The 25,564-nt window shown below is 70.5% G+C and carries 18 protein-coding genes, 1 tRNA gene and 3 pseudogenes; 17 read left to right on the top strand and 5 right to left on the bottom strand.

The genetic code is table 11. The features are described 5' to 3' along the window. Window positions 1–70: 70 nt before the first annotated feature. Window positions 71–141, bottom strand: a tRNA-Gln gene (locus tag REH65_RS13760). A gap of 529 nt (window positions 142–670) precedes the next feature. Here REH65_RS13760 and REH65_RS13755 point away from each other — a divergent pair. The 7 genes and pseudogenes from REH65_RS13755 (at window position 671) to REH65_RS13725 (ending at window position 10,207) form a co-directional block, all read left to right on the top strand. Next, window positions 671–1,638 (top strand): annotated as a pseudogene (locus tag REH65_RS13755) (acyl-CoA desaturase). A gap of 348 nt (window positions 1,639–1,986) precedes the next feature. Then, a pseudogene (locus tag REH65_RS13750) lies at window positions 1,987–2,579 on the top strand (TetR family transcriptional regulator). A 150-nt stretch (window positions 2,580–2,729) separates the two neighbouring features. Next, window positions 2,730–6,314: a transcription-repair coupling factor gene (mfd, locus tag REH65_RS13745; RefSeq protein WP_281458151.1), complete on the top strand. Its 3,585-nt coding sequence runs from the start codon at window positions 2,730–2,732 to the stop codon at window positions 6,312–6,314. A 113-nt stretch (window positions 6,315–6,427) separates the two neighbouring features. Next, window positions 6,428–7,354 (top strand): SurA N-terminal domain-containing protein, encoded by a 927-nt coding sequence (locus REH65_RS13740; RefSeq protein WP_406692705.1) that lies wholly within the window; start codon window positions 6,428–6,430, stop codon window positions 7,352–7,354. 249 nt (window positions 7,355–7,603) lie between these two features. Beyond that, window positions 7,604–8,584 carry a MazG family protein gene (locus REH65_RS13735; RefSeq protein ID WP_406692704.1) on the top strand — a complete coding sequence of 327 codons (981 nt, stop codon included), beginning with the start codon at window positions 7,604–7,606 and terminating at the stop codon, window positions 8,582–8,584. Continuing rightward, the gene (locus tag REH65_RS13730) at window positions 8,577–9,329 is read left to right on the top strand and encodes a lytic transglycosylase domain-containing protein (RefSeq protein ID WP_406692703.1); all 753 of its coding nucleotides are present in this window, start codon (window positions 8,577–8,579) and stop codon (window positions 9,327–9,329) included. The genes REH65_RS13735 and REH65_RS13730 overlap by 8 nt, the downstream gene beginning before the upstream one ends. A gap of 65 nt (window positions 9,330–9,394) precedes the next feature. Further along, window positions 9,395–10,207: a lytic transglycosylase domain-containing protein gene (locus REH65_RS13725; protein WP_406692702.1), complete on the top strand. Its 813-nt coding sequence runs from the start codon at window positions 9,395–9,397 to the stop codon at window positions 10,205–10,207. An 80-nt stretch (window positions 10,208–10,287) separates the two neighbouring features. Here the strand turns inward: REH65_RS13725 and REH65_RS13720 are convergent, their stop codons facing one another. After that, a complete protein-coding gene (locus tag REH65_RS13720; protein WP_281458146.1) occupies window positions 10,288–10,665 on the bottom strand; it encodes a tetratricopeptide repeat protein in 378 nt (125 codons plus the stop codon). A gap of 261 nt (window positions 10,666–10,926) precedes the next feature. Here REH65_RS13720 and eno point away from each other — a divergent pair. The 3 genes and pseudogenes from eno to REH65_RS13705 all read left to right on the top strand — a co-directional run bounded on the left by eno (window position 10,927) and on the right by REH65_RS13705 (window position 13,260). After that, window positions 10,927–12,211: pseudogene (gene eno / locus REH65_RS13715) on the top strand (phosphopyruvate hydratase). A 3-nt stretch (window positions 12,212–12,214) separates the two neighbouring features. Continuing rightward, complete coding sequence (locus tag REH65_RS13710) at window positions 12,215–12,763, top strand: septum formation initiator family protein (protein WP_406692701.1); 549 nt, start codon at window positions 12,215–12,217, stop codon at window positions 12,761–12,763. After that, window positions 12,757–13,260, top strand: a complete 504-nt coding sequence (locus REH65_RS13705; RefSeq protein ID WP_406693158.1) for a DUF501 domain-containing protein — start codon at window positions 12,757–12,759, stop codon at window positions 13,258–13,260. Before REH65_RS13710 ends, REH65_RS13705 begins: the two co-directional genes overlap by 7 nt. A gap of 255 nt (window positions 13,261–13,515) precedes the next feature. Here the strand turns inward: REH65_RS13705 and REH65_RS13700 are convergent, their stop codons facing one another. Further along, window positions 13,516–15,129, bottom strand: a complete 1,614-nt coding sequence (locus tag REH65_RS13700) for an acyl-CoA dehydrogenase family protein (protein WP_406692700.1) — start codon at window positions 15,127–15,129, stop codon at window positions 13,516–13,518. A 209-nt stretch (window positions 15,130–15,338) separates the two neighbouring features. On the opposite strand from REH65_RS13700, the gene REH65_RS13695 reads away from it, so the two are divergent. The 7 genes from REH65_RS13695 (at window position 15,339) to REH65_RS13665 (ending at window position 23,689) form a co-directional block, all read left to right on the top strand. Continuing rightward, complete coding sequence (locus tag REH65_RS13695; RefSeq protein ID WP_406692699.1) at window positions 15,339–16,799, top strand: lytic murein transglycosylase; 1,461 nt, start codon at window positions 15,339–15,341, stop codon at window positions 16,797–16,799. Window positions 16,800–16,935: 136 nt separating this feature from the next. Continuing rightward, window positions 16,936–17,889, top strand: a complete 954-nt coding sequence (locus REH65_RS13690) for a Ppx/GppA phosphatase family protein (RefSeq protein WP_281458142.1) — start codon at window positions 16,936–16,938, stop codon at window positions 17,887–17,889. A 203-nt stretch (window positions 17,890–18,092) separates the two neighbouring features. Beyond that, a complete protein-coding gene (locus tag REH65_RS13685; RefSeq protein WP_281458141.1) occupies window positions 18,093–19,724 on the top strand; it encodes an ABC transporter substrate-binding protein in 1,632 nt (543 codons plus the stop codon). Between the two features lie 73 nt (window positions 19,725–19,797). Beyond that, window positions 19,798–20,724, top strand: coding sequence for an ABC transporter permease (locus REH65_RS13680; RefSeq protein ID WP_406692698.1), 927 nt, complete (start codon window positions 19,798–19,800; stop codon window positions 20,722–20,724). Further along, on the top strand, window positions 20,717–21,676 hold the full coding sequence (locus tag REH65_RS13675) for an ABC transporter permease (RefSeq protein WP_406692697.1): 960 nt from the start codon (window positions 20,717–20,719) through the stop codon (window positions 21,674–21,676). The genes REH65_RS13680 and REH65_RS13675 overlap by 8 nt, the downstream gene beginning before the upstream one ends. 11 nt (window positions 21,677–21,687) lie before the next feature. Then, complete coding sequence (locus REH65_RS13670; RefSeq protein ID WP_281458138.1) at window positions 21,688–22,698, top strand: ABC transporter ATP-binding protein; 1,011 nt, start codon at window positions 21,688–21,690, stop codon at window positions 22,696–22,698. Next, window positions 22,691–23,689, top strand: a complete 999-nt coding sequence (locus REH65_RS13665; RefSeq protein WP_406692696.1) for an ABC transporter ATP-binding protein — start codon at window positions 22,691–22,693, stop codon at window positions 23,687–23,689. The genes REH65_RS13670 and REH65_RS13665 overlap by 8 nt, the downstream gene beginning before the upstream one ends. A gap of 55 nt (window positions 23,690–23,744) precedes the next feature. Here REH65_RS13665 and REH65_RS13660 read toward each other — a convergent pair whose 3' ends face one another. Both REH65_RS13660 and REH65_RS13655 read right to left on the bottom strand, forming a co-directional pair. Next, window positions 23,745–23,990, bottom strand: a complete 246-nt coding sequence (locus tag REH65_RS13660) for a cell division protein SepF (RefSeq protein ID WP_281458136.1) — start codon at window positions 23,988–23,990, stop codon at window positions 23,745–23,747. Window positions 23,991–24,042: 52 nt separating this feature from the next. Further along, window positions 24,043–25,509 carry a S10 family peptidase gene (locus tag REH65_RS13655; RefSeq protein ID WP_406692695.1) on the bottom strand — a complete coding sequence of 489 codons (1,467 nt, stop codon included), beginning with the start codon at window positions 25,507–25,509 and terminating at the stop codon, window positions 24,043–24,045. Window positions 25,510–25,564: the final 55 nt, after the last annotated feature.

The following is a 25,564-nucleotide window of genomic DNA, read 5'->3' as shown; positions in this document are numbered from 1 at the left end:
ACCTTGTCCCCCGGGCTGCCCGGGCGGTGCGCGTCGCCGCGCACCGCGTCGGGCCCGGGAGGGCTGCTCGCTCCGCCGCCAGGATTCGAACCTGGACCATCGGAACCAAAATCCGAGGTGCTGCCTTTACACCACGGCGGATCGGGCGCGTCGGGCCCCCGGAACCGGGCGTTGCGCACCGGCGCCGCAGCGTGAGCTTACCGGTCGGTGACAACGACCGGTGTCGGCATGTCGAGATCGTCACGTGCTCGGCGGAATCGGTGTCCGGGTCGGTGTCGCGGCCGGGGTTGCGCCCGGGCCGGGGACGGGGTGCCGGGCGGCAGGGCGGAGCGAGGGGCTGCCGCCGTTGCGGTCGGGGAGTCGGGGGCAGGCGGGGGCTGAGGCTCGGAAGCCCGCACGGCTGGTTCTGGGCAGGCACACCGTGGGGACGGAGATCGACTGCGCCCGGTTGCACGGCGCGATGCGGACGATCGGGTGAACACGAAACCCGAGACACGCCCGGAACGCAGCGACACGCCGCTTTTTTCCTTCGGGGGGTGACGATTTCGCATCGAACAACTTACGCTAGCGTAGGTTACGGTCCCGTAGGGTGGAGGTGTTGCGGAGGCCGTGATCGTCGGGCGTGGAACCGAAGTTTTCCCACCTCCTCAAGCCATTCGAGGTATTGAGCATGACCGCAGCAACCGAGTCGGTGACCCCACCTCAACCCAGTCGTGAGTCCGGACCCAAGCCGCTGACCGCAGGCCGGCGCCCGATGATCGGGCACCTGTCGGTGTACGTGTTCGTCCTGGTCCCGTTCGCGGCGCTACTGCTGGCGGTGCCCGCCGCCTGGGGCTGGGGGCTGGGCTGGGTCGACGTCGGCTTGGCCGCTGTCTTCTACTTCTTCTCCGGGCTGGGCGTGACCGTCGGTTTCCACCGCTACTTCACGCACGGCTCGTTCAAGGCGAACCGCGGCGTCAAGTTGTTCCTCGCCATCACGGGATGATGGCCGTGCAGGGTCCGGTGATCACCTGGGTCGCCGACCACCGCAGGCACCACGCCTACTCCGACCGCGACGGCGACCCGCACTCCCCGTGGCGCTTCGGCTCCTCGCCGGCCGCCCTGGCCAAGGGCTTCTGGTACTCCCACATGGGCTGGCTGTTCGAGCGCGACCTGACCAACCACGACCGCTTCGCGCCGGACCTGCAGAAGGACGCCGAGCTGGTGCGCGTCGACAAGCTGTTCCCGCTGTGGACCGCGCTGAGCCTGGTGCTGCCCGGCATCCTCGGCGGCCTGATCACCTGGTCCGTCTGGGGCGGCGTCACCGCGTTCTTCTGGGCCGGTCTGGTGCGCGTCTCGCTGCTGCACCACGTGACCTGGTCGGTGAACTCGATCTGCCACATGATCGGTGAGCGCCCGTTCAAGAGCCGCGACAAGGCGGCCAACTTCTGGCCGCTGGCGATCCTGTCGTTCGGCGAGTCCTGGCACAACTCGCACCACGCCGACCCGACCTGCGCGCGGCACGGCGTGCTGCGCGGCCAGCTGGACATCTCGGCGCGCACCATCTGGATCTTCGAGAAGCTGGGCTGGGCCTGGAAGGTCCGCTGGCCCAACGAGAAGCGCCTCGCGCGCATCGCGGTCACCGACTACAAGGGCTGACCGCGCCGAACCACGGTGCCCGCGCGGTGATCGCCGCGCGGGCACCTCTGCGTCTCGGGCCTGCACCGCGAGTGCGGCGGAGCCGTTGTTTCAGGTGTGGGACTCAGCCGGCACTGCCGCGGGTTCTGACACGTCGTCTGGCGAGTACGCCGCGACGCCGCGTATTGGCATACATCAGGAGTGGCGCACGGAGTCCAGGCGGCGTGTCAGGTTCCGCTACCCGCACCGCCACGCAAAGTAACCACGACACAGGTCTTAGGGTGGGTCGTTGTGGCAGGACGGAGACGTGGGCGGAACGCGCCCGAGACGGCGGCGCCCACGAGGGCTCCAGCGCGGCCGCGCGCGCGGATGACCGGTAAGGAACGACGCCAGCAGCTGCTGGACGTGGCGCGCGCGCTGTTCGCGGAGAAGGGGTTCGACGGGACCTCCATCGAGGAGATCGCGCACCGCGCCGGGGTCTCCAAGCCCGTGGTCTACGAGCACTTCGGCGGCAAGGAGGGCGTCTACGCGGTCGTGGTCGACCGCGAGATGCGCGACCTGCTGGACCTGATCGTCTCGGCGCTCGACGCCGGGCACCCCCGGGTGCTGCTGGAGCAGGCCGCGCACGCCCTGGTCGACTACATCGACGAGAACACCGACGGCTTCCGCGTGCTGGTCCGCGACTCGCCGGTGGCCAGCAGCAGCGGCACCTTTTCCAGCCTGCTCAACGACATCGCCAGCCAGGTCGAGCACATCCTGGGGCTGCAGTTCACCGCCCGCGGCTACGACGCCAAGCTCGCCCCGCTCTACAGCCAGGCGCTGGTGGGCATGGTCGCGCTGACCGGCCAGTGGTGGCTGGAGCGCGCAAGCCCAAGAAGGAGGAGGTGGCCGCTCACCTGGTCAACCTCGCCTGGAACGGGCTGTCCGGGCTGGAGCACAAGCCCAAGCCGATGACGCGGTGACCTGGGGCGGGCTGTTCGTGTCACCCCGGAGTCGTAGTCTGGGGTTCCCACCGCTCGAGTGGCCGCCCCGCTCGAGCGGCCGCCGCCTCGCGCCGGAGTCCCGGGCCGAGGTGTGTCCGCATTCGCTTCACTCCGCTGCGAGGTAGCTCCATGAGCAAGGCCGGTCCCCTGCGCGGACTGCTCGACAACGTGCTGCGCGATCCCGCCCTGCGGCGCCTCATCGACGCCGCGGACAACCCGCGCCTGGTCGTGGAGGGCCCGGCCGCCGCGCGCCCGCTGACCGCCGCCGCGCTCGCCGCCGGGGCCGACCGCCCGGTGCTGCTGGTCACCGCCACCGGCCGGGAGGCCGAGGAGTCCGCCGCCGCGATCGCCGACCTGCTCGGGCCCGACGGCGTCGAGGTCTTCCCGTCCTGGGAGACCCTGCCGCACGAGCGCCTGTCGCCGCGCGCCGACACCGTGGGCCGCAGGCTGTCGGTGCTGCGCAGGCTCGCCCACCCCGAGGAACACCCGTGCGGGCAGATCCGGGTGCTGGTCACCACGGTCCGCAGCCTCATCCAGCCGATCGCGCCCGGCCTCGGCGAACTCGCGCCGGTGCGGCTGTCGGTGGGCGTCGAGGTCGACTTCCAGGAGACCGTCGAGCGGCTGGCCGGGTTGGCCTACGACCGGGTCGACATGGTCGAGAAGCGCGGCGAGTTCGCCGTGCGCGGCGGCATCGTCGACGTCTTCCCGCCCACCGAGGAGCACCCGCTGCGGGTCGAGTTCTGGGGCGACGAGGTCACCGAGATCCGCCCGTTCTCCGTCGCCGACCAGCGCTCCCTGCCCGAGGCCCCGGACACCGACCTGATCGCGCCCGCCTGCCGCGAGCTGCTCATCACCGAGCAGGTCGCCGAGCGCGCGGGCAAGCTCGCCGAGCAGCACCAGGCCGACGCGAACCTGGCCGAGATGCTCGGCAAGATCGCCGGCGGCGCCCCGGTCGAGGGCATGGAGGCCCTCATCCCGGCGCTGTGCGAGGGCGAGATGCAGCTGCTCAGCGACCTCGTCCCGGCCGGGACGCACGTGATCCCCGCCGACCCGGAGAAGATCCACGCCCGCGCCGCCGACCTGGTGCGCACCGGGCAGGAGTTCCTCGAAGCGTCCTGGATGGTCGCCGCCGACGGCGGCAAGGCCCCGATCGACCTGGGCGCCTCGGCCTACCGGGGTCTCGCCGAGGTCGCCGAGCACACCCGCTCGCTGGGCCTGCCGTGGTGGCCGCTGACCCAGCTGACCAGCGAGGAAGGCGAGGACGACGAGGTCGTCCGGCTGAGCCTCAAGCAGCCCGACGCCTACCGGGGCGAGATCGAACGCGCTTACGCCGACCTGCGCGCGCACACCGCCTCGGGCGGTGCCGCCGTGCTGGTGGTGGCCGGTGCCGGGACCGCGCAGCGCGCCGTGCAGCAGCTGCGCGAGGCCGAGCTTCCCGCTTCGCTGGCCGAGGACGGGCTCGCCGAGGAACCCGCCTCCGGCGTGGTCACCGTGGTGCGCGGCGGCCTGGAGGACGGGTTCGCCGCGCCGGAGATCGCGCTGGTGGTGCTCACCGAGGCCGACCTGACCGGTGGGCGCGGTGGGACCTCCACCAAGGACATGCGGCGGATGCCGTCGCGGCGCCGCAACGCCGTGGACCCGCTGGCGCTCAAGACCGGCGACTTCGTGGTGCACGACCAGCACGGCATCGGCAAGTACGTCGAGATGGTGCAGCGCACCGTCGGCGGCGCGACCCGCGAGTACCTGGTGCTGGAGTACGCCTCCAGCAAGCGCGGCCAGCCCGGCGACCGGCTGTTCGTGCCCACCGACCAGCTCGACGAGGTCACCCGCTACGTGGGCGGCGAGACGCCGACGCTGAACAAGCTCGGCGGCTCGGACTGGAAGAACACCAAGGCCAAGGCGCGCAAGGCGGTCAAGGAGATCGCCGCCGAGCTCGTGCAGCTCTACGCCGCCCGCCAGTCCTCGCCAGGGCACGCCTTCGGCGGCGACACCCCGTGGCAGCGCGAGCTGGAGGACGCCTTCCCCTACACCGAGACCGGCGACCAGCTCGCCGCGATCGACGAGGTCAAGGGCGACATGCAGCGCTCGGTCCCGATGGACCGGGTGATCTGCGGCGACGTCGGCTACGGCAAGACCGAGATCGCGGTGCGCGCGGCGTTCAAGGCCGTGCAGGACGGCAAGCAGGTCGCCGTGCTGGTGCCCACGACGCTGCTCGCGCAGCAGCACCTGAACACGTTCGCCGACCGGATGCGCTCGTTCCCGGTGACCATCAAGGGCCTGTCCCGGTTCACCGACCCGATGGAGTCCGACCAGACGATCAAGGGCCTGGCCGACGGCGAGGTCGACATCGTCATCGGCACGCACCGGCTGCTGCAGACCGGCGTCCGCTACAAGGACCTCGGGCTGGTGATCGTCGACGAGGAGCAGCGCTTCGGCGTCGAGCACAAGGAGCACATCAAGGCGCTGCGCACGCACGTCGACGTGCTGACCATGTCGGCCACGCCGATCCCGCGGACGCTGGAGATGAGCATGGCCGGCATCCGCGAGATGTCGACGATCCTGACCCCGCCGGAGGAGCGGCACCCGGTGCTGACCTACGTCGGCGCCTACGACCCGAAGCAGGTGGGCGCGGCGATCCGCCGCGAGCTGCTGCGCGACGGGCAGGTGTTCTTCGTGCACAACCGGGTCAGCGACATCGAGAAGGCGGCCCGCCAGCTGCGCGAGCTCGTGCCGGAGGCGCGGATCGTCACCGCGCACGGGCAGATGAACGAGGAGCGGCTGGAGAAGATCATCCAGGGCTTCTGGGAGCGCGAGCACGACGTGCTGGTGTGCACCACGATCATCGAGACGGGCCTGGACATCTCCAACGCCAACACGCTGATCGTGGACCGCTCCGACATGCTCGGCCTCGCCCAGCTGCACCAGCTGCGCGGGCGCGTCGGCCGGGCGCGCGAGCGCGGCTACGCGTACTTCCTGTACCCGCCGGAGAAGCCGCTGACCGACACCGCGCACGACCGGCTCGCCACCATCGCCCAGAACTCCGAGCTGGGCGCCGGCATGGCGGTGGCGATGAAGGACCTGGAGATCCGGGGCGCCGGCAACATCCTGGGCGCCGAGCAGTCCGGGCACATCGCGGGCGTCGGCTTCGACCTGTACGTGCGGCTGGTGGGGGAGGCCGTGGACGCCTTCCGCAGGCACGCCGGTGCCGAGCCCGCCGAGGGCGAGGAGGAGCTCACCGACGTCCGGGTGGATCTGCCGATCGACGCGCACATCCCGCACGACTACGTGCCCGGCGAGCGGCTGCGCCTGGAGGCCTACCGGAAGCTGGCCGCCGCGGCCGGCACCGACGACCTGGAGGCGGTGCGGGCCGAGCTCACCGACCGCTACGGCCCGCTGCCGGAACCGGTGGAGCGGCTGCTCAAGGTGGCCCGGTTCCGGCAGATCTGCCGCGAGCACGGGGTTCGCGAGGTGACGCTGCAGGGCTCGTCGCTGCGGTTCGCGCCGCTGGAACTGCCGGATTCCAAGCAGGTCCGCCTGAAGCGGCTCCACCCGAAGGCGGTCTACAAGCCCGCTCTGCGCACGATCTCGCTGCCCCGCCCCACGGAGGGAGCGGCGGGTGGCCGCATGGGCGCCCCGCAACTCCGCGACGAAGCCCTGCTGGAGTGGTGCACCACGTTCCTGGAGACCCTCACCAGCAACCCCGTGCCCGCCTGACGCCGGAAAGCGACGGAGCTTTCCGAGCCTGGAATCAGTCGTCGTGGCGAGATGTCGACTTCGGACTGTGTTGAGGCTTCATCTCTCGGTGATGACGTGAGAGGGTGCCTCGCGTGACGATCTCGCTGCGCCGTGGCCGCTTGTTCGCGTCTCTCGCCGTTGCCGGTGTGCTGCTGTCGGGTTGCGGGTCCGGGCCCGGTCAGGCGGGTGCGGCCGCGATCGTCGGTGACCAGCGGATCCCGGTGTCCGAGGTGCAGTCCTGGTTCTCCGAGGTGCTGGCCAAGGAACCGGAGCTGAAGCCGCAGCTGCGCCGGCAGGGCCAGTACGACGAGCTCGGCCGGACCCTGGCCGGGCAGCTGGTGCGCAAGGAGCTCGTCGCGCAGGCCGCGCGCCAGGACGGGCTGACGGTGTCGGAGCAGCAGGTCACCGACATGATCAACCAGTGGGGCGGTCCGCAGGCCACGCAGGGCAAGATCTTCACGCCGGAGAACCTGCACGACATGGCGCGCAGCGAGGCGCTGGTGACCGAGCTGGGGCGCCGCTACTTCGACGGCCTGGCCGTCACCTTCGACTTCACCCAGGCCACGACCCGCGCCGACGCCGAGCGCAAGGCTCAGCAGATGTCCCGGGGCGACGCCGCGGTGCGCGACCTGATCGCCGCCGACGCCGGGGCCGGTGTTCCCGCAGCGGCGGGGCAGCGGCTGCGGGCGGTGGACAGCCCGAAGCTCGCCGCCTCGACGCCGCTGTTCGGCGCCGAACCGGGCACGGTGCTGGCCTTCGAACCGGAACCGAACTCGGGCCAGTGGCTGGTCGCGCTCATCCGCGAGCGCGAGGCGAAGCCGTCGCCGAACCCGACGAGCGCCGTCGACGACCAGACGTTGCAGGGCGTCGGCAGCTTCCTGCTGGGCGCCACCGCCGACCGCGTCGGCGTCACCCTCAGCCCCCGCTACGGCGTCTGGGACCAGATCGGCCTCCAGGCCGCCCCCAACGAGGACGAGACCACGGGCTTCCGCATCGACCCTGAGGACAAGTCCTCCTGATCCCCGAACCTGGGGCGGCGAAGTTTTCATGAAAACTTCCCTCCTCACCAGACCCCCTTGACGACACGGTTTTCATGAAAACTTCCGTCCCCCCGTGCGTGGGGACGTCGGTTCCCGGGTGTGTTGGTGGGGAAGTTTTCATGAAAACTTCGGTCCCCTCGGGGCCCGTGGGGTGGGGAGGTTTTCATGAGAACTTCGTGTGGTGCACGTCGCTGAACCTCGGTGGTCCCCGATTGGGACAATCGAGGTATGAGCGAGCTCCGGGTGGCCGAAGGTACCGCGATCGTCCTCGTCGACGACCGACTCGACGAAGCGCTGCCCGCAGCCGCGTTGCCGCTGCTCCGCGAGGCCGCTGAGGTCTTCGCCGACGCGGGTCTGTCGGCTGCGGCCAAGGCCGCGCTGGGGGTGCCCGAGGCGCCGGAGGACCTCGTCGCGCGCGCCGCCGGGACGCCGGTCGTGCTCATCACCGGCGAGATCGGCCCCGACGCCGAAACCCTGCGCGCCGCCGGTGCTCTCGTGGTCGGCGCGCCCGCGCCGGACGGCGTCGAGCTGCTGGACGCGGTCACCGTCATGGACCGGCTGCGCTCGCCCGGCGGCTGCCCGTGGGACGCCGAGCAGGACCACGACTCGCTGCGCCAGTACCTCGTCGAGGAGGCCTACGAGCTGCTCGACGCCATCGCGGAGAAGGACCGCGCAGCGCTGCGCGAGGAGCTCGGCGACGTGCTGCTGCAGGTCCTGTTCCACGCGCGCGTCGCCGCCGAGGACCCCGACGACCCGTTCGGCATCGACGCCGTCGCGGCGGGGCTGGTGAGCAAGCTCGTCAGCAGGCACCCGCACGTCTTCGCCGACGACACCACCGTCCTCGACACCGAGACCCAGCACGCGCGCTGGGAGGAGCTCAAGCAGCAGGAGAAGCAGCGCGAGTCCATCGTGGACGGTGTTGCGCTGGGGCAGCCCGCCGTGGCGCTGGCCGCCAAGATCACCCAGCGCGCCGCCCGCGCCGGAATCCCGCTGGAGGCCATGCCTTCCGGCACCGACACCGGGTCCGCCCTGTTCGCGCTGACCGCGCGCGGCAAGCTCGACGGGACCGACCCCGAGGACGCGCTGCGCTCGGTGTCCCTGGAGTTCGCCGCGCGCATCCGCGCCGCCGAGCGCCGCGCCCGCGAGACCGGTCGCGCCGAGCTCACCGCGTCGGACTGGAACGAGCTGCTGAGCGGATCCGATGCCTGACCGCCGGCTGGTGGCGGTCCCGCTGCTGTTAGCGCTGGCCGCCTGCTCACCCGCGCCCTCGACGACGTTCGAGCTCCCGTCGGCGTCCGCGCCGCCGGACCCGGGCATCGACCCGCCGCCGGTCCAGCTCCTCGCCGCGGGCGCGCGGACCCCCGACCGGCCCCAGGCGCAGCTGACCGACTGGTCGGAGCGGATGTCCGACGAGCTCAACATCCCGCGCGCCGCGCTGCAGGCCTACGGCTACGCGCAGGTGGCGCTGGGCGCCGAGTCCGCCGAGTGCGGGATGAGCTGGACGGTGCTGGCGGGCATCGGCGCGGTGGAGTCCAGCCACGGCAGGCACGGCGGTTCCCGGCTCGACGAGACCGGCAGGCCCACGCCCCGGATCATCGGACTGCCGCTGGACGGCGGTGAGGGCGTCAAGCAGATCCACGACACCGACGGCGGTGTCCTCGACGGCGACCCGGTGTGGGACAGGGCGGTCGGGCCGCTGCAGTTCATCCCGTCCACCTGGCGCGAGTACGAGAGCGACGCCGACGGCGACGGCGTCGCCGACCCGCAGGACATCGACGACGCCGCGCTGACCGCCGGGCGCTACCTGTGCGCGGTCGGGCACGACATGCGCGACGGCGAGCGGTTCTGGTCGGCGCTGCTGGACTACAACCAGTCCCGCAGCTACGGCCAGGAGGTCCTCGACTACGCCGACCACTACGGCAGGACCAGCCGGTCACTCCCGGCCGAGGGCTGATTCCGGAGGGTGGTCGGTGCCCTGAAGTGCTGGAACCCGCGGCTACCTGCAAGTAGCCTGTGCGGGTGATCAGGATCTCGCCAACGGTGCTCGCGGCCCTCGGACGCCTCGCGCTGGTCGTTTCGCTGCTGGCCGCGATGGTCGTCGGCGTCGCCCTGGTCCACCTCCTCGGCACGCCGGAGAAGGCTCCGGTCGCCGCGCCACCGCGCCCCGAGGACCCCAAGCCCGCGCAGGTCGCGCCCGGCTCGATCGCGCCGCCGGTGCAGGCCCCGCAGGTGGAGCCGCAACCCCAGCCGCAGCCCGGCGTCGACCCGGTGCGCGAGTGGGCGAACCAGGTCTCCGCCGTGGTCGACATCCCGGCCCGCGCCGTCGTCTCCTACGTCAACGCCGACCTGGCGCTGCGCCAGCACCAGCCGAACTGCCGGATCTCCTGGACCACGCTCGCCGGCATCGGCCGCATCGAGTCCAACCACGGCCGCTTCGGCAACCGGCAGCTGCGCGAGGACGCCCGGCCGTCGACGCCGATCATCGGCATCAAGCTCGACGGCGGCCCCAACGTCCGGCTCATCCCGGACAGCGACGGGGGCGCCCTCGACGGCGACGTCGAGCACGACCGCGCCGTCGGGCCGATGCAGTTCATCCCCACGACCTGGAACAAGTGGGCCACCGACGGCAGCGGGGACGGCCGCGGCGATCCGCAGAACCTCGACGACGCGGCCGTCTCCGCCGGGCGCTACCTGTGCGCCGGCGGCCGCGACATGTCCACCGGCTCCGGCTGGTGGCAGGGCGTCATGTCCTACAACAACTCCGTCGAATACGCCCAGAAGGTTTTCGGCTTGGCCGAGACCTACGCAGCAGCGGGCAACCAGCGCCGCTGACCAGGGGTCTCCGATTTCTATGGAAATCGGAGACCCGACTTCCATTGAAATCCGGTCAACCCCGGTGCGGTTGGGTGGGATCAGGAGGAGCGGACGGCGATGTGGGCGTTGATCTCGCCCAGGGCCTCCTGGTAGGCCGGGTCCGGGTACATGGTGGCGGCGAGGCGGATCTGGGCGCGGGCCTCGGTGAGGCGGCCCTGGCGCTGCAGGGTGCGGCCCAGGACGAGACGCGCGTAGTGGTCCGAGGGGTCGAACTCCAGGACGCGCAGGAACGCGCGCTCGGCCCGGCGCAGCTGCGCCGAGAAGAAGTACGCCCGGCCCAGCGCCAGCTGCACGCTGGGCTTGTCGGGGTCGGCTTCGACAACGGGTTCGAGGACTTTGAGGGCTTCCAGCGGGCGGCGTTGCGCGAGCAGGTCCTCCGCTCGCCGGAACGCTTCGACGGTGCCTTCTGTCGTCATGGCGCGGACAACGTTAATCCGCGATCGGCTGTTCCGAGACGTCCGACCGGATGGTCTTCCGGTGACGCGGAGGTGTCGCGGACCCGACGCGGGAGAGCAGATCGAGCGGCGCAGATCACCGCATCGCGAGTCTGCGGCGAGCGCGGTATCGGCCCGGTTAGGCTCGTAGTCGGTTGTCGGGGCGGACGGCCGGAGCGCGGCGTGCGGGAACGTCGTGGCGGTTGCTCCCGTCCTATGGATCCAAGCTGGTTAGGAGCACACGTGGCGATCATCGAACAGGTCGGCGCCCGCGAGATCCTCGATTCGCGCGGTAACCCCACCGTCGAGGTCGAAGTGGCATTGGAGGACGGCACGCTCAGCCGCGCGGCGGTCCCCTCGGGCGCCTCGACCGGCGAGCACGAGGCCGTCGAGTTGCGCGACGGTGACGCCGGCCGCTACGGCGGCAAGGGCGTGGAGAACGCCGTCTCGGCCGTGCTGGACGAGATCGGCCCCGAGCTGACCGGCCTGGACGCCACCGAGCAGCGCGTGGTCGACCAGAAGCTGGTGGACCTCGACGGCACCCCGGACAAGTCGCGGCTCGGCGCCAACGCGATCCTCGGCGTCTCGCTCGCGGTCGCCAAGGCCGCCGCGGAGGCCTCCGAGCTGGAGCTGTTCCGCTACATCGGCGGCCCGAACGCGCACGTTCTGCCGGTGCCGATGATGAACATCCTCAACGGCGGCGCGCACGCCGACACCGGGGTGGACATCCAGGAGTTCATGATCGCGCCGATCGGCGCGGACACCTTCGCCGACGCGCTGCGCTGGGGCGCTGACCTACCACGCGCTGAAGTCGGTCCTGAAGTCCAAGGGCCTGGCCACCGGCCTGGGCGACGAGGGCGGCTTCGCCCCCGACCTGCCCAACAACCGCGAGGCGCTGGACCTGATCGCCTCGGCGATCGACAAGGCCGGCTACAAGCTGGGCCGCGACATCGTGCTGGCCCTCGACGTGGCCGCCACCGAGTTCTTCGAGGCGGGCACCTACAACTTCGAGGGCAGCAAGCGCACCGCCGACCAGATGGCGGAGTACTACCAGGAGCTCGTCTCCGCGTACCCGCTGGTGTCCATCGAGGACCCGCTGGGCGAGGACGACTGGGACGGCTGGGCCAAGCTGACCAAGCAGATCGGCGACAAGGTGCAGCTGGTCGGCGACGACCTGTTCGTCACCAACCCGGAGCGCCTGGAGGACGGCATCAACAAGGGTGCCGCGAACGCGCTGCTGGTCAAGGTCAACCAGATCGGCACGTTGTCGGAGACCCTGGACGCGGTCAGCCTGGCGACCTCGTGCGGCTACAAGTCCATGATGAGCCACCGCTCCGGCGAGACCGAGGACACCACGATCGCCGACCTGGCGGTGGCCACCGGCTGCGGCCAGATCAAGACGGGTGCCCCGGCGCGCAGCGAGCGGGTCGCGAAGTACAACCAGCTGCTGCGCATCGAAGAGGGCCTCGGCGACGCCGCCCGCTACGCGGGTGACCTGGCGTTCCCGCGGTTCAACGCGGAGAGCTGAGTCGTGCCGGCCGGGCGCGCATCCGATTCGCAGGGGCGCGGCGAGCGGAAGGTTCCGCCGTCGCGCCGACCGGTGCGCGCCCGCCGGGACTCGGCCCAGGCGAAGCAAGGCCAGCGCAAGCCCGCGGGCAAGCCGGGCGCCCCGAAGCGGCGTCCGGCGAGGCCCAGGTCCAGCACCGGCGGCGCGTTCCAGCTCTCCTCGACGCGTCGCGCGGCGGTGCTGGCGCTGCTGGTGTGCGTGATGGCGCTGAGCGTGGCGGTGCCGCTGCGCACCTACCTCAGCCAGCGCGACGAGCTCGCCGCGCAGGAGACGCAGCGCGCCGAGCTGGAGGTCCAGGTCCGCCAGCTGGAGCAGCGCAAGCAGGAGCTCTCCGACCCGGAGCAGGTCGAGGCCGAAGCGCGGGCGCGCCTCGGCTACGTCCGCCCGGGCGAGACGCCCTACATCGTGGAGGTGCCGCAGGCCCCGGCCCCGCCGCCTCCGCGGGCACCCGGTGACGACGGTGTGCCGTGGTACGAGGAGATGTGGAACTCGGTGTTGGGGAAGGAATCGTGAAGGTGGACACGTCGCTGGTCAGCGAGGCCGACCGGGAGTGCGTCCGGCGTCAGCTCGGGCGGCCGCCCCGGGGGCTGCACGCGATCGCGGCGCGCGACGCCTCCGGTGAGCCGACGGTGGTGCAGACCTGGCCGCGGCTGGAGGACGGCACCCCGTTCCCGACGCTGTACTACTTGACGGCCCCGGACCTCACCGCCCACGCCTCGACGTTCGAGGCGGAGGGGCTGATGAAGGAGATGCAGGACCGGCTGGCCACCGACGAGGAGCTGGCCGAGGTGTACCGGCGCGCCCACGAGTCCTACCTCGCGGAGCGCGACGCCCTGGAGTCGCTGGGCACCGACGTCAGCGCGGGTGGCATGCCGGACCGCGTGAAGTGCCTGCACGTGCACATCGCGCACGCCCTGGCCAAGGGGCCCGGGGTGAACCCGTTCGGCGACGAGGCCGTCGACCTCATCGCCGAGCGCTGGCCGGAGCACCGCTACCTCCTCGCCCGCTGAGGCCTCCCGCGCTCTTTCGGCGTCGGGGACGTTTTCATGAAAACTTCCCTGCCCCGGGACCACCGCCTCCACCGGATCCGTGGTCGGTGACGGGGAGGTTTTCATGAAAACCTCCCCGACCCACGAAACGGTCTCCCACGGCGAAGACCGAGGTCATCGGTGGTGTCCGAGTGCGTGGACGGGGACGTTTTCATGAAAATCTCCCCGGTGGTGTGTCGTCGTGGGTGGGGAAGTTTTCATGAAAACTTCGCTGCCTCAGCGACCGGGTGCGATGCGGTCGACGAGGGTCTTGGGGTTCGGGATCGGGGTCGCGCCGAAGGTGCGGGCCGGGTCGCCGAGGCGGGTGGCGATGAAGGCGTCCGAGACCGAGGCCGGGGCGTAGCGCTGGAGCAGCGACGCCTGCAGCGTCAGGGCCACCGACTCGGCCAGCGCGCGGGCGCGCTCCGGGCGGGGCTCGGCGAGCTCGGTGCGGACCCGGCGCACGGCGGCGTCGTAGGTGGCGTTCTCGCCGGTCGCGGCGTCGAGCTCGGCCAGCAGCGCGTCCCGGGTGCTCGGCTGCTTGGCCAGGGCTCGCAGCAGGTCGAGGGCCGTGACGTTGCCCGAGCCCTCCCAGATCGACATCAGCGGCGCCTCGCGGTAGAGCCGCGGCATTCCGGACTCCTCGACGTAGCCGTTGCCGCCCAGGCACTCCAGCGCTTCGGCCACCACGTACGGCGCGCGCTTGCAGACGAAGAACTTCGTCGCGGGCAGCGCCAGCCGCAGCAGGTCCTGCTCCTGCTGCTCCACCGCGGCCGCCAGCCGCATCGCCAGCGTCGTCGCCGCCTCGGACTCCAGCGCGAGATCGGCGACGACCTGCTGCATCAGCGGTTGGTCGGCCAGCCGCGCGCCGAACGCGCTGCGCCGCTGCACGTGGTGGGCGGCCTCCGACAGCGCGATGCGGACGTTGGCCGCCGCGCCCAGCACGCAGTCGAGCCTGGTCATCGACACCATCTCGATGATGTAGCGGACCCCGCGCCCCTCCTCGCCGACGAGGTGCCCGATGGCTCCGGTGTACTCGATCTCCGACGACGCGTTGGACTTGTTGCCCAGCTTGTCCTTGAGCCGCTGCAACCGGATCTCGTTGCGGCTGCCGTCGGGCAGCACGCGCGGCACCAGGAAGCAGCTCAGCCCGTTCGCCGTCTGGGCCAGGGTGAGGAACAGGTCGTTCATCGGCGCCGAGGTGAACCACTTGTGCCCGACGAGCCGGTAGGTCCCGTCGGCCAGCGGCTCGGCGGTGGTGGTGTTGGCGCGGACGTCGGAGCCGCCCTGCTTCTCGGTCATCGACATGCCCGCGAGCAGCGCCGACTTCTCCTGCGGCGGGCGCAGCCCGAACTCGTAGCCGGGCGCGGTCAGCTTCGGCTCGTACTCGGCGGCCAGCTCGGGAGACCAGCGCAGCGCGGGCACCGAGGAGTAGGTCATCGAGATCGGGCAGCCGTGCCCGGCCTCGGCCTGCGACCACAGGTAGAACCCGGCGGCCCGGCGCAGGTGCGCGCCCGGTCCCTGCGCCCACGGCGCGGCGTGCAGGCCGTGCGCGATGGCCCGTTCCATCAGCCGGTGCCACGACGGGTGGTACTCGACCTCGTCGATGCGGTTGCCGTAGCGGTCGTGGGTGCGCAGCTGCGGCGGGTTCTCGTCGGCGAGCCTGCCGTGCTCGCGGATCTCGGCCGAACCGGCTTCCAGCGCGAGCGGGGTGAGGTCGCCGACGGCGTAGCGGGTCAGCGCCGAACCCAGCGCGGGGTCGCAGGCGAGCGGGTCGAACCCGGACAGCGGAGCGGACTGGTTGGCGACCTGGTGAGTGCTGAACACGCGCAGCTCGTCGGTGAGCGTCATGCCCCGGAGCCTAGGCGCGAACCGACGTCGAGTTGAACTGCTCGGCCGGATCCGGGAGCGGGGAGGTTTCCGCGAAACGCCCCACCCGACCGAGAGGCTCGGTCGGGTGAACCGGGTCGTTCGCCGCTCGGCGGACGTTCCGCGGGTGGTGTATCCAGGGATTCGGCTCTGGCGGACTGGCCTCGGACTCAGGTGTGGGGGTTGCACGGGTGGCGAACCGCAAGAACAAGATCCGGCGGAAGGCGAAGACGAGCGCGGTGGTCGGCAACCGGGCGCGGAGGTGGCTGGCGGCGACCGCGATGGCGCCGGTCCTGGCGCTGCCCGCGGCCCTGGTCAGCGCTTCCGCGCTGCCGACCGGGACGGATCAGCACGCGCCGGACCTCAAGCAGCTGGGCGTGAGCGGGAACCTGCCGCAGGCCCCGACGCTGAGCCCTCGCCTGCTCGACGAGGCCGCCGACCCGGCGCAGCTGGCCGCCGTGCCGCAGGCCGCGCCCCGGGTGGAGTTGCCGGCCGGTGAGCTCGGCATCCCCGAACCCGTGCTCGCGGCCTACATGCAGGCGGCCCGCTCGGTGGAGCAGACGCACGCGTGCGGGATGCACTGGTCGGTGCTGGCCTCGATCGGCCGCATCGAGTCCGGGCACGCCCGCAACGGCGCCATCGACGTCAACGGCACGACCACGCACGCGATCCTCGGCCCGAGGCTGTCGGGCGGCCCGAACGTCGCGGCGATCCCGGACACCGACGCCGGTCGCTTCGACGGCGACCCGGTGTGGGACCGGGCCGTGGGGCCGATGCAGTTCATCCCCTCGACCTGGCGCAAGTTCGCGACCGACGGCAACGAGGACGGCGTCGAGAGCCCGCACAACCTGCCCGACGCGGCGGCCGCGGCCGGGACCTACCTCTGCAGCGGTGGCGGTGACCTCAACGATCCGCGCGAGCTGGCCGCCGCGGTGTTCCGCTACAACCACTCCGAGAGCTACGTCCGGACGGTCATGGTCTGGGCCGACGCCTACCGCCGCGGCGTCACCCCGACCCCGGCCGAGCTCTCCCCGGCCACCGGCGACGTGCTGGCGGGGGAGCGGGTGCGCGCCGAGCAGGACGCGCTGGCGATGCCCGCGCCCGAGCCGCTGATCGTTCCCGAGATCGAACCGGTCCCGCCGGTCGAGGACCCGCAGCCGCTCGCGCTCCCGCCGGCCGCGCCCGCGCCGGAGCCGGGCCCGCCGCTCCCGGAACAGCCGGCCTCGGAGTCGGGCCCGTCCGAGCCGCCGCTGGTGGCGCCCGTCGAGCCCGCGCCGCCGCAGCTCCCGGGCGACGAGCCGGAGACCAAGCCCGCGCCCACCCCGACGATGCCGCCGAGCTCGGGAACGCCGGAACCGTCGACGCCGCCGAGCACGTCCCAGCCGCCGACCTCCTCGGAAACCCCGAGTTCCGAGCCGGTTCCCGGTCTCTCGCCGTCGTCGGAGACCTCCGGTTCCGAGACCCCGGAGCAGTGCGACCCGGCGGTGCTCGACCGCGGCGAGTTCTCACTGCTCGAACCGCAGCCGGGCGAGGACCTGCAACCCGGCGAGACGCGTCCGCTGCTGGCTCAGCCTGGCGGCAAGGTGTTCACCGACCCCGGCGGCGTCGTCACGTCCTGCACCGTCCCGGAGGACTACCGGTCGACCCAGTGACCAGCCGGACCCCGGCGCCGGGCCGCGCGCGTTGTCGAAACGCGCGCGGCCCGGCGCTTTCTCCGGGGTGGCCCGGTGCCGATAGCGTGGGGGAGCGGCCGGAAACGCCGGTGCGCAGCTGGTCGAGGAGGGTGCGATGGCACGGGTTGCGGCGATCGACTGCGGGACGAACTCGATTCGTCTGCTGATCGCGGACGTCACGGTCCACGACGACGGGCGCAAGGACCTGCGCGACATCTACCGCACGATGCGCATCGTGCGGCTCGGCCAGGGCGTGGACGCGACCGGGCGGCTGGCGCCGGAGGCCATCGAGCGCACCCGGGAGGCGCTGGTCGACTACGCGGCGATGGCCGCGCGCAAGGGCGTCGAGCGGGTCCGGATGGTGGCGACCTCGGCGACCCGCGACGCGGAGAACCGCGAGGACTTCTTCTCGATGGTCCGCGAGACGCTGGGCGTCGACGCCGAGGTGATCACCGGTGACGAGGAGGCGCGGCTGTCGTTCGTGGGCGCCGTCGGCGACCTCGACCCGCTGGACGGCCCGTTCGTGGTAACCGACGTCGGGGGCGGCTCGACCGAGGTCGTGGTGGGCACCTGGGACGGCGCGAACGCCGACATCACCGCCGCCCACTCCGCCGACATCGGCTGCGTCCGGCTGACCGAGCGGTGCCTGCACGACGACCCGCCGACCGACGAGGAAGTCCTCGAAGCGGAGAAAGTCGCACGTCAGATCCTCGACGAGGCATTCGAGCGGGTCGACGTCAGCGAGGCCAGGACGTGGGTCGGGGTCGCGGGAACGGTCACCACGCTGTCGGCCATCGCGCAGGATTTGCCGGAATACGACCCCCAGGCCATTCACCTTTCCCATATTTCCCAGAATAGGGTCGAACAAATCGCCGAACGCCTTCTTTCTTCCACTCACGAAGAGCGCTCGAAGATCGGTTCGATGCACCCGGGTCGGGTGGACGTCATCGGGGGCGGTGCGCTGGTGGTCAAGGTTCTGGCGGAGGAGTTTTCCGAGCGCAGCGGTATCTCGTCGATGACGGCGAGTGAGCACGACATCCTCGACGGCATTGCCCTGTCCATCAGCTAGTTCCCATATCGTGGACGTTTGGTTCCAATTGCAAAGAATGGGAACTCCGTATCGATTCAGAAAGTGACGGCTTTGTGACACTGCATTGCCGCCGCCCGGTTCTCACTTATGTTTACGCACGTCTGACGCGACGGTGAAGAACCGTCGTGCGTGATGACCCCGGAAAACAAACCTGGGGCGCGCGTGGAAGCGGGAGGACCTACATGCGAAAGGGACGTTTGGCCGCAATGGTCGCGGCCCCGCTGGCGGTGGCATTGCTCGCCACCGGCTGCGGTGGCGGCGGCAGCGGCTCGGGAGAGGACGGCATCATCACCCTGGACTGGGGCGAGCCGGAGAACCCTCTTGTCCCGGCCAACACCACCGAGGAAAACGGTGGTTTCATCGTGAGCTCCATGTTCACGGGTCTGGTGAAGTACCGCGCGAGCGACCTCAAGGTCGAGAACGCGGTCGCAGACAAGATCGAGACCACCGACAACCAGAACTTCACGATCAAGCTCAAGCCGGGCTGGACGTTCCACGACGGGACGCCGGTCAAGGCGAAGAACTTCGTGGACGCCTGGAACTACTCCGCCTACGGTCCCAACGGTTTCCAGGGCGCGAGCTTCTTCGAGCAGATCGACGGCTACGACCAGCTGCAGTCCGAGGACCCGGACGGCGACGAGGGCCCGGCACAGGCCCCGACCCCGCCGGCCAAGGAGATGTCCGGTCTCAAGGTCGTCGACGACACCACGTTCACCGTGAAGCTGAAGGCGCCGTTCACGATCTTCCCGGTCGTGCTGGGCTACTCCGCCTACATGCCGCTGCCCGACGCGTTCTTCGCCGACCCTAAGGGTTTCGAGCAGCACCCGATCGGCAACGGTCCGTTCAAGTTCCAGGACCGCCAGCCGAACGTCGAGCTGAACCTGACCGCCTACGACCAGTACGCGGGCGCTGACAAGCCGCAGATCAAGGGCGCCAAGTTCAAGGTCTACGACAACCTCGACACCGCCTACCAGGACCTGGCCTCGGGCAACCTGGACTTCCTGCGGGCCGTTCCGGTCTCTGCGCTGGTCGGTGACAAGTGGAAGCAGGACCTCGGCGAGCGCGCGAAGCAGAAGCCGGGCCTGCTCACCCAGAACCTGGGCTTCCCGATCTACGACGAGAAGTTCAAGAACCCGCTGGTCCGCAAGGCGATCTCGATGTCGATCGACCGCAAGACGATCACCCAGCAGGTGTTCTCCGGCGGTCGTGACCCGGCGGACGGTTTCGCCACCGCGGCCGTGGACGGCTACCGCCCCGGCCAGTGCGGTGAGGCCTGCGAGTTCAACCCGGAGAAGGCCAAGCAGTACCTGGCGCAGGCCGGCGGTTTCCAGGGCACCCTGACCCTGGAGACCAACGCCGACGGCGGGCACGACGAGTGGGTGCAGGCCGTGGCCGCGAGCATCCAGCAGAACCTGGGCATCCCGACCCAGTTCGTGCCGGTGCCGACCTTCGGCGAGTTCCGCCAGAAGGCCAACGCGTTCCAGTTCGACGGCCTGTTCCGGACCGGGTGGAAGGCCGACTACCCGAACCTGGAGACGTTCCTGACGCAGCTGTACCGCACGGACGCGTCCTCGAACGACTACAAGTACTCCAACCCGGCGTTCGACGCCGCGCTGGACAAGGCGAACGCGGCTCCCACGATGGAGGCCGCCACCGCCGCTTACGCCGACGCGGAGAAGCTGCTGGGAGAAGACCTGCCGGTCATCCCGCTGTGGACCCAGCCGGTGCAGTACGGCTTCTCGGAGCGAGTCGCCGCAGGTGAGGTCAAGGCATACCGTGAGCTCGATCTGACCACGGTCCGCCTGAACCCGTAAAACCGAGTGCGCGCCCGGCCCACCGCAACCCGGTGGGCCGGGTCCCGCGCTGCTGTTGATGGAGGAGGCCCGGATGGGTCGCTACGTGTTGCGGCGCCTGCTGCAACTGATCCCGGTCTTCATCGGGACGACTTTTATCATCTATGCGCTGGTGTGGGCGATTCCCGGCGACCCGTTCGCGGGCAAGTGCGGCGACCGCGGCTGTCCTCCCGCCTACATCGCGGAGATGAACCAGAAGTACAACCTGGACGATCCGCTCATCATCCAGTACGTCAAGTACCTGGGGAAGCTGCTGACGGGTGATTTCGGGGAGACCTACTCCGGAGTCGCGATCTCCTCGCTGCTCGAACAGGCCTATCCGATCACCGTGCGGCTCGCCATCGTCGCCCTGATCATCGAGGGCGTCATCGGTCTGGCCGCCGGTGTTCTGACCGGCCTGCGCGGGCGCGGCTTCCTGGACAACCTGGTGCTGGTGTCCACGCTGTTCCTGATCGCGCTGCCGGTGTTCGTCACCGGTTTCGTGCTGCAGATCGTGCTCGGTTCCGAGCTCGGCATCATCAGGACCACGGTCTCCTCCGATCCTTCGATCGGCGAACTCATCGTTCCCGGGTTCGTCCTCGGATCCCTGTCGATGGCCTACGTGTCCAGGCTGACGCGGACCAGCATGATGGAGAACAAGCGCGCCGACTTCGTGCGCACCGCCGTCGCCAAGGGCCTCACGCCCCGCCGCGTCGTCGGGGTGCACATGCTGCGCAACTCCATGATCCCGGTGGTCACGTTCCTGGGCACCGACCTGGGCGCGCTGATGGCCGGTGCGATCGTCACCGAAGGCGTGTTCAACATCCGAGGTATCGGTGGTCTCGTCTTCAAGGGGATCACCACTCAGGAAGGCACCACCGTGACGGGGATCGTCACCGTGCTGGTGCTGGTCTACCTGCTGATGAACCTGCTGGTGGACGTTCTCTACGCGGTGCTCGACCCGAGGATCCGATATGACTGACCGAACCCCCACCACCCTCGCGGCCGCCGAAGCGGCGGCCGCGCACACCGAAGCGGGCGCCTCCGAGGAGGCGAAGAACGAGAAGCCCCGGGGGCTCTGGAGCGACGCCTGGCGCGATCTGCGCCGACGGCCGCTGTTCCTGATCGCCTCGGCGATGATCGTGGTGCTGCTGATCATCGCCGCCTTCCCGCAGCTGTTCACGAGCGTGGACCCGAACTTCCAGGACCTGACCAAGGCCCGCGACACCCCGTCGGCGGACGCCTGGTTCGGCTACGACAACCTCGGCCGGGACCTCTACGCCCGCGCCATCGTCGGCGCCCGCGCGTCGATCCTGGTGGGCCTGGCAGCGACGTTGCTGACGGTGCTGCTCGGCGGCGTCATCGGCATCATCTCCGGGTACTTCGGCGGCATCGTGGACACGCTGATCTCGCGGTTCTCCGAGATCTTCATGGGACTGCCGTTCGTGCTCGGCGCGATCGTCATCCTGACCACGATGAACGCGGAGGTGAAGGTCCCCAGCGGAACCCGGATCGTCACCCAGGTGGTGCTCACCATCGGCGTGCTGTCGTGGCCGGTGTCGATGCGCATCATGCGGTCGGCGACGATCGCGGCCAAGCAGCAGGACTACGTCAAGGCCGCCCGCGCGCTGGGGGCGAGCTCCGGCCGGATCATCTTCCGGCACGTGCTGCCCAACACCCTCGCGCCGGTCATGGTCTACGCGACCATCGCGCTCGGCGGGTTCATCGGTGCCGAGGCGACGCTGTCGTTCCTGGGCATCGGCCTGCGCGAGCCGGTCGTGTCGTGGGGCGTGATGATCGCCGACTCGCGCAACTACATCCAGTCGGCGCCGCACCTGCTGTTCTTCCCGGCCGGTTTCCTGGTGCTCACGGTCCTGGCGTTCGTGATGCTCGGTGACGCCGTCCGCGACGCGCTCGACCCGAAGCAGAAGTAGGAGTGACCGCTGTGTCCGCACACGAACACGAGACCTCGGCGGAACGTCTGCTGGAGGTCGAGGACCTGCACGTCGAGTTCCGCACCCGGGACGGCGTCGCGAAGGTCCTCAACGGCGTGAACTACCACGTCGACGCCGGCGAAACCCTCGCCGTGCTGGGCGAATCCGGTTCCGGCAAGAGCGTCACCGCGCAGACGGTGATGGGCATCCTGGACATCCCGCCGGGCGCGATCACCGGGGGTTCGATCCGCTACCGCGGCGAGGACCTGCTCACCGCCACCGAGGAGCGCAGGCGCGAGCTGCGCGGCGATTCGATGGCGATGATCTTCCAGGACGCCCTGTCGGCGCTGAACCCGGTCTACACGGTCGGTTTCCAGATCGCCGAGCAGCTGCGGACCCGCCGCGGCATGTCCCGCAAGGACGCCACGAACAAGGCCGTCGAGCTGCTGGACCAGGTGAAGATCCCGAACGCCAAGCAGCGCGTGAAGGAGTACCCGCACCAGTTCTCCGGCGGGATGCGGCAGCGCGCGATGATCGCGATGTCGCTGGCCCTGGACCCGACGCTGCTCATCGCCGACGAGCCGACCACGGCCCTCGACGTCACGGTGCAGGCCCAGATCATGGACCTGCTCGACGAGCTGCGCCGCGAGCGCGGCATGGGCCTGATCCTCATCACCCACGACCTGGGCGTCGTCGCCGAGGTCGCGGACCGGATCGTGGTGATGTACGCGGGGCGGATCGTCGAGTCCGCCGACGCGTACTCGCTGTACAAGGCCCCGGGCCACCCCTACACCGACGGCCTGATGCGATCGATCCCGCGGCTGGACCTCAAGGGCCAGGAGCTGGAGACGATCAAGGGGCTGCCGCCGAACCTGATGGCGGTGCCGCCGGGATGCCCGTTCCACCCGCGCTGCGCGCGGGCGGAGGACAAGTGCCGCACGGAGGTGCCGACCGACCACAACCTCGGGTTGGGCCGGGTCAGCGCCTGCCACTTCGCGGAGGAGATGATGAGCCGTGGCTGAGCCGATCCTCCAGGTCAACGACCTGGTCAAGCACTTCCCGGTGCGCGCGGGCATCCCGCGCCGCACCGTCGGGCACGTGCGGGCGGTCGACGGCGTGTCGTTCGACCTGAACAAGGGCGAAACCCTCGGTGTCGTCGGCGAATCCGGTTGCGGGAAGTCCACGCTGGCGCAGGTGCTGATGCGGCTGGAGAACCCGACCAGCGGCACCGCGACGTTCGAGGGGCGCGACATCTTCAAGATGCGCGGCTCCGAGCTGCGCAAGCTGCGCCGGGACATGCAGATCGTGCTGCAGGACCCCTACACCTCGCTGAACCCGCGGCGCACCGTCGGCGACATCGTCGGCGAGCCCTTCGAGATCCACCCCGAGGTGGCGCCGAAGGCGGAGCGGCGGCGCAAGGTGCAGGAGCTGCTGGAGGTCGTGGGGCTCAACCCCGAGCACGTCCACCGCTACCCGCACCAGTTCTCGGGCGGTCAGCGGCAGCGCATCGGCATCGCCCGCGCGCTGGCGCTGAAGCCGAAGGTGATCGTCTGCGACGAGCCGGTGTCGGCGCTGGACGTGTCGATCCAGGCGCAGGTGATGAACCTGCTGGGCGACCTGCAGGACGAGTTCGGGCTGTCGTACGTGTTCATCGCCCACGACCTGGGCGTGGTCCGGCACCTGTCGGACCGGGTCGCGGTCATGTACCTCGGCAAGATCGCCGAGGTCGGGACCGAGGACGAGATCTACGAGCACCCGCAGCACCCGTACACCCAGGCCCTGCTGTCGGCGGTCCCGGTGCCGGACCCGACCCTGCGCGGCAAGCGCGAGGTCATCCGCCTCACCGGCGACGTCCCGAGCCCGGCCAACCCGCCGTCGGGCTGCCGATTCCGCACCCGCTGCTGGAAGGCCCAGGACATCTGCGCCGAGAAGGCACCGGAGCTGGAGATCCGCACGGGCACCCACCCGACGGCCTGCCACTTCGCGGAGGAACACCCCCACGTCGTGGCGTGATGCGACGAGACGCGGGCGCCCCCACCGGTTCTCCGGAGGGGGCGCCCGCGTCGTGTCAGCTCTGGTTCTGGTTCTCGGGGTGGCTGAGCAGGAAGACCTTGGGCGCGACCCGTTGCATCTCGCCGCCGCGGGCGACGACCAGGCCCGCCGCGAAGTCGACGAGCTGCGTCGCCTCGGACCCCGGAACGCCGGTGAGGTCCATCAGCACGGCGTTGCCCTGCCGGTAGTAGTCGCCCACGTAGTAGACGTCCTGGTAGTTCTGCGGGTGCAGCGTCTTGACCACCCGATCAGTGTCACCCACCGACCGGCCCTGTCAATCGCAAGCGACGGCCGTGCCGCGCGATTTTTCCGCGTCAGCGCCCACTGACGAAGTTCGCGAGGTCCTCGGACTGCTGGAGCCGGGACGGCTCGTGGACGTACATCATGTGGCCCGCCGGGTAGTAGCGGACGTCGATGTTGTCCCGCAGCTCGTCCGGGACGGGCAGCCGGGCCAGGACGTGCTCGGCCGCGAAGTACGGCGTGGCGCCGTCGGTGTAGCCGCAGCCCACGTGCACCCGCAGGTGCGGGTTGGCCTGCATGGCCGCGCCCAGCTTGTCCACGACGGACACCGCCGCGCCCTCGAACTCCTTGTACGACCAGGGCTGGACCCGGCCGGTCAGGGTCTCGTAGGGCAAGTCGCTGCGGTAGTCGAGCTCCTCGCGCAGGTAGTGGTTGATCGCCGCCGAGTAGGCGCCGCGGATGCCGGAGATGCTCGGGTCGTCGGTGAAGCGCTCCACCGCCGCGTCCGGTTCCCAGCCGGTGAACCGGCCGTCCATCCGGCCGACGGTCCTGCGCTCGTCGCGCAGCAGCTCGGTGAAGAACCGGATGTGCTCGATGCGCAGGTTGACGCGGTCCACGTAGTCCTCGGACAGCCCGGACAGCTCGGCGAGCCTGCGCACCACGTCGGCCCGCTCCTCGGGCGTGAGCCGCGCGCCCCGGGCCAGCGCCCACGGGTAGTCCTCGGCGGCGAACTTCTCGGCCTCGTCGAGGACCTCGCGCAGCGGCCGGTCGCCGTGCTTGCCGTGGTGGTGGGCGATGGCGGCGTAGGTCGGCAGGTACAGCGAGTACGGCAGGTCGTTGCCCTCGGTGAACCGGATCGTGCCCATGTCCAGCACGGACGAGATCAGCAGCAGCCCGTTCGGGTACAGCCCGTGCCGCGACTGCAGGTGGTCGGCCAGGGCGGCGGCGCGCAGCGTCCCGTAGGACTCGCCGGCGAGGTACTTCGGCGACATCCACCGGCTGTTGCGGGTGGTCCACAGCCGGATGACCTCGGCGATCGATTCGATGTCGCCCTGGAAACCGTGGAAGTCACCGGGGTTTCCGCCCTCGACGGCCCGCGAGTAGCCGGTGGAGACGGGGTCGATGAACACCAGATCGCTGTGCTTGAGCAGCGTCTCGGGGTTGTCGGCCAGCCCGTACGGCGGGGGCGCGAGGTCGTCGGCGTCACCGGAGATCACCCGGCGCGGGCCGAGCACGCCGAGGTGCAGCCACACGCTCGCCGAGCCGGGGCCGCCGTTGAACGCGAAGGTCACCGGGCGGTTGGAATCCGGTGCGGCGTCGAGGACGTAGGAGGTCAGGAACACCTCGGCCTTGGGCTTGTGCCCGTCGAACCTGCCGTCGGCGTAGACCTCGTCGCGCAGCACCAGACGTCCCGTGGTGGCGGTGTAGGACAGCTCGGTGCCGTCCACGGTGATCGCGTGATGGGTGCTGACCAGGTCGTCCACCGGCTCGGCCGGGGTGGTTTCGTGCTTCGTCGCCTCGGCGGCCTTCTCCTCTGCCATGCCGCCCACAGTACGTGCCACCGGAGTCGTTTTCTGTCAGTTTTGGACCGTGGAA

This window comes from Saccharopolyspora sp. ID03-671, assembly GCF_045278815.1.
GTDB lineage: Bacteria > Actinomycetota > Actinomycetes > Mycobacteriales > Pseudonocardiaceae > Saccharopolyspora > Saccharopolyspora ipomoeae.
The sequence above is the reverse complement of the archived record's forward strand: the minus strand, read 5'-3'. Positions and strand labels throughout refer to the sequence as shown.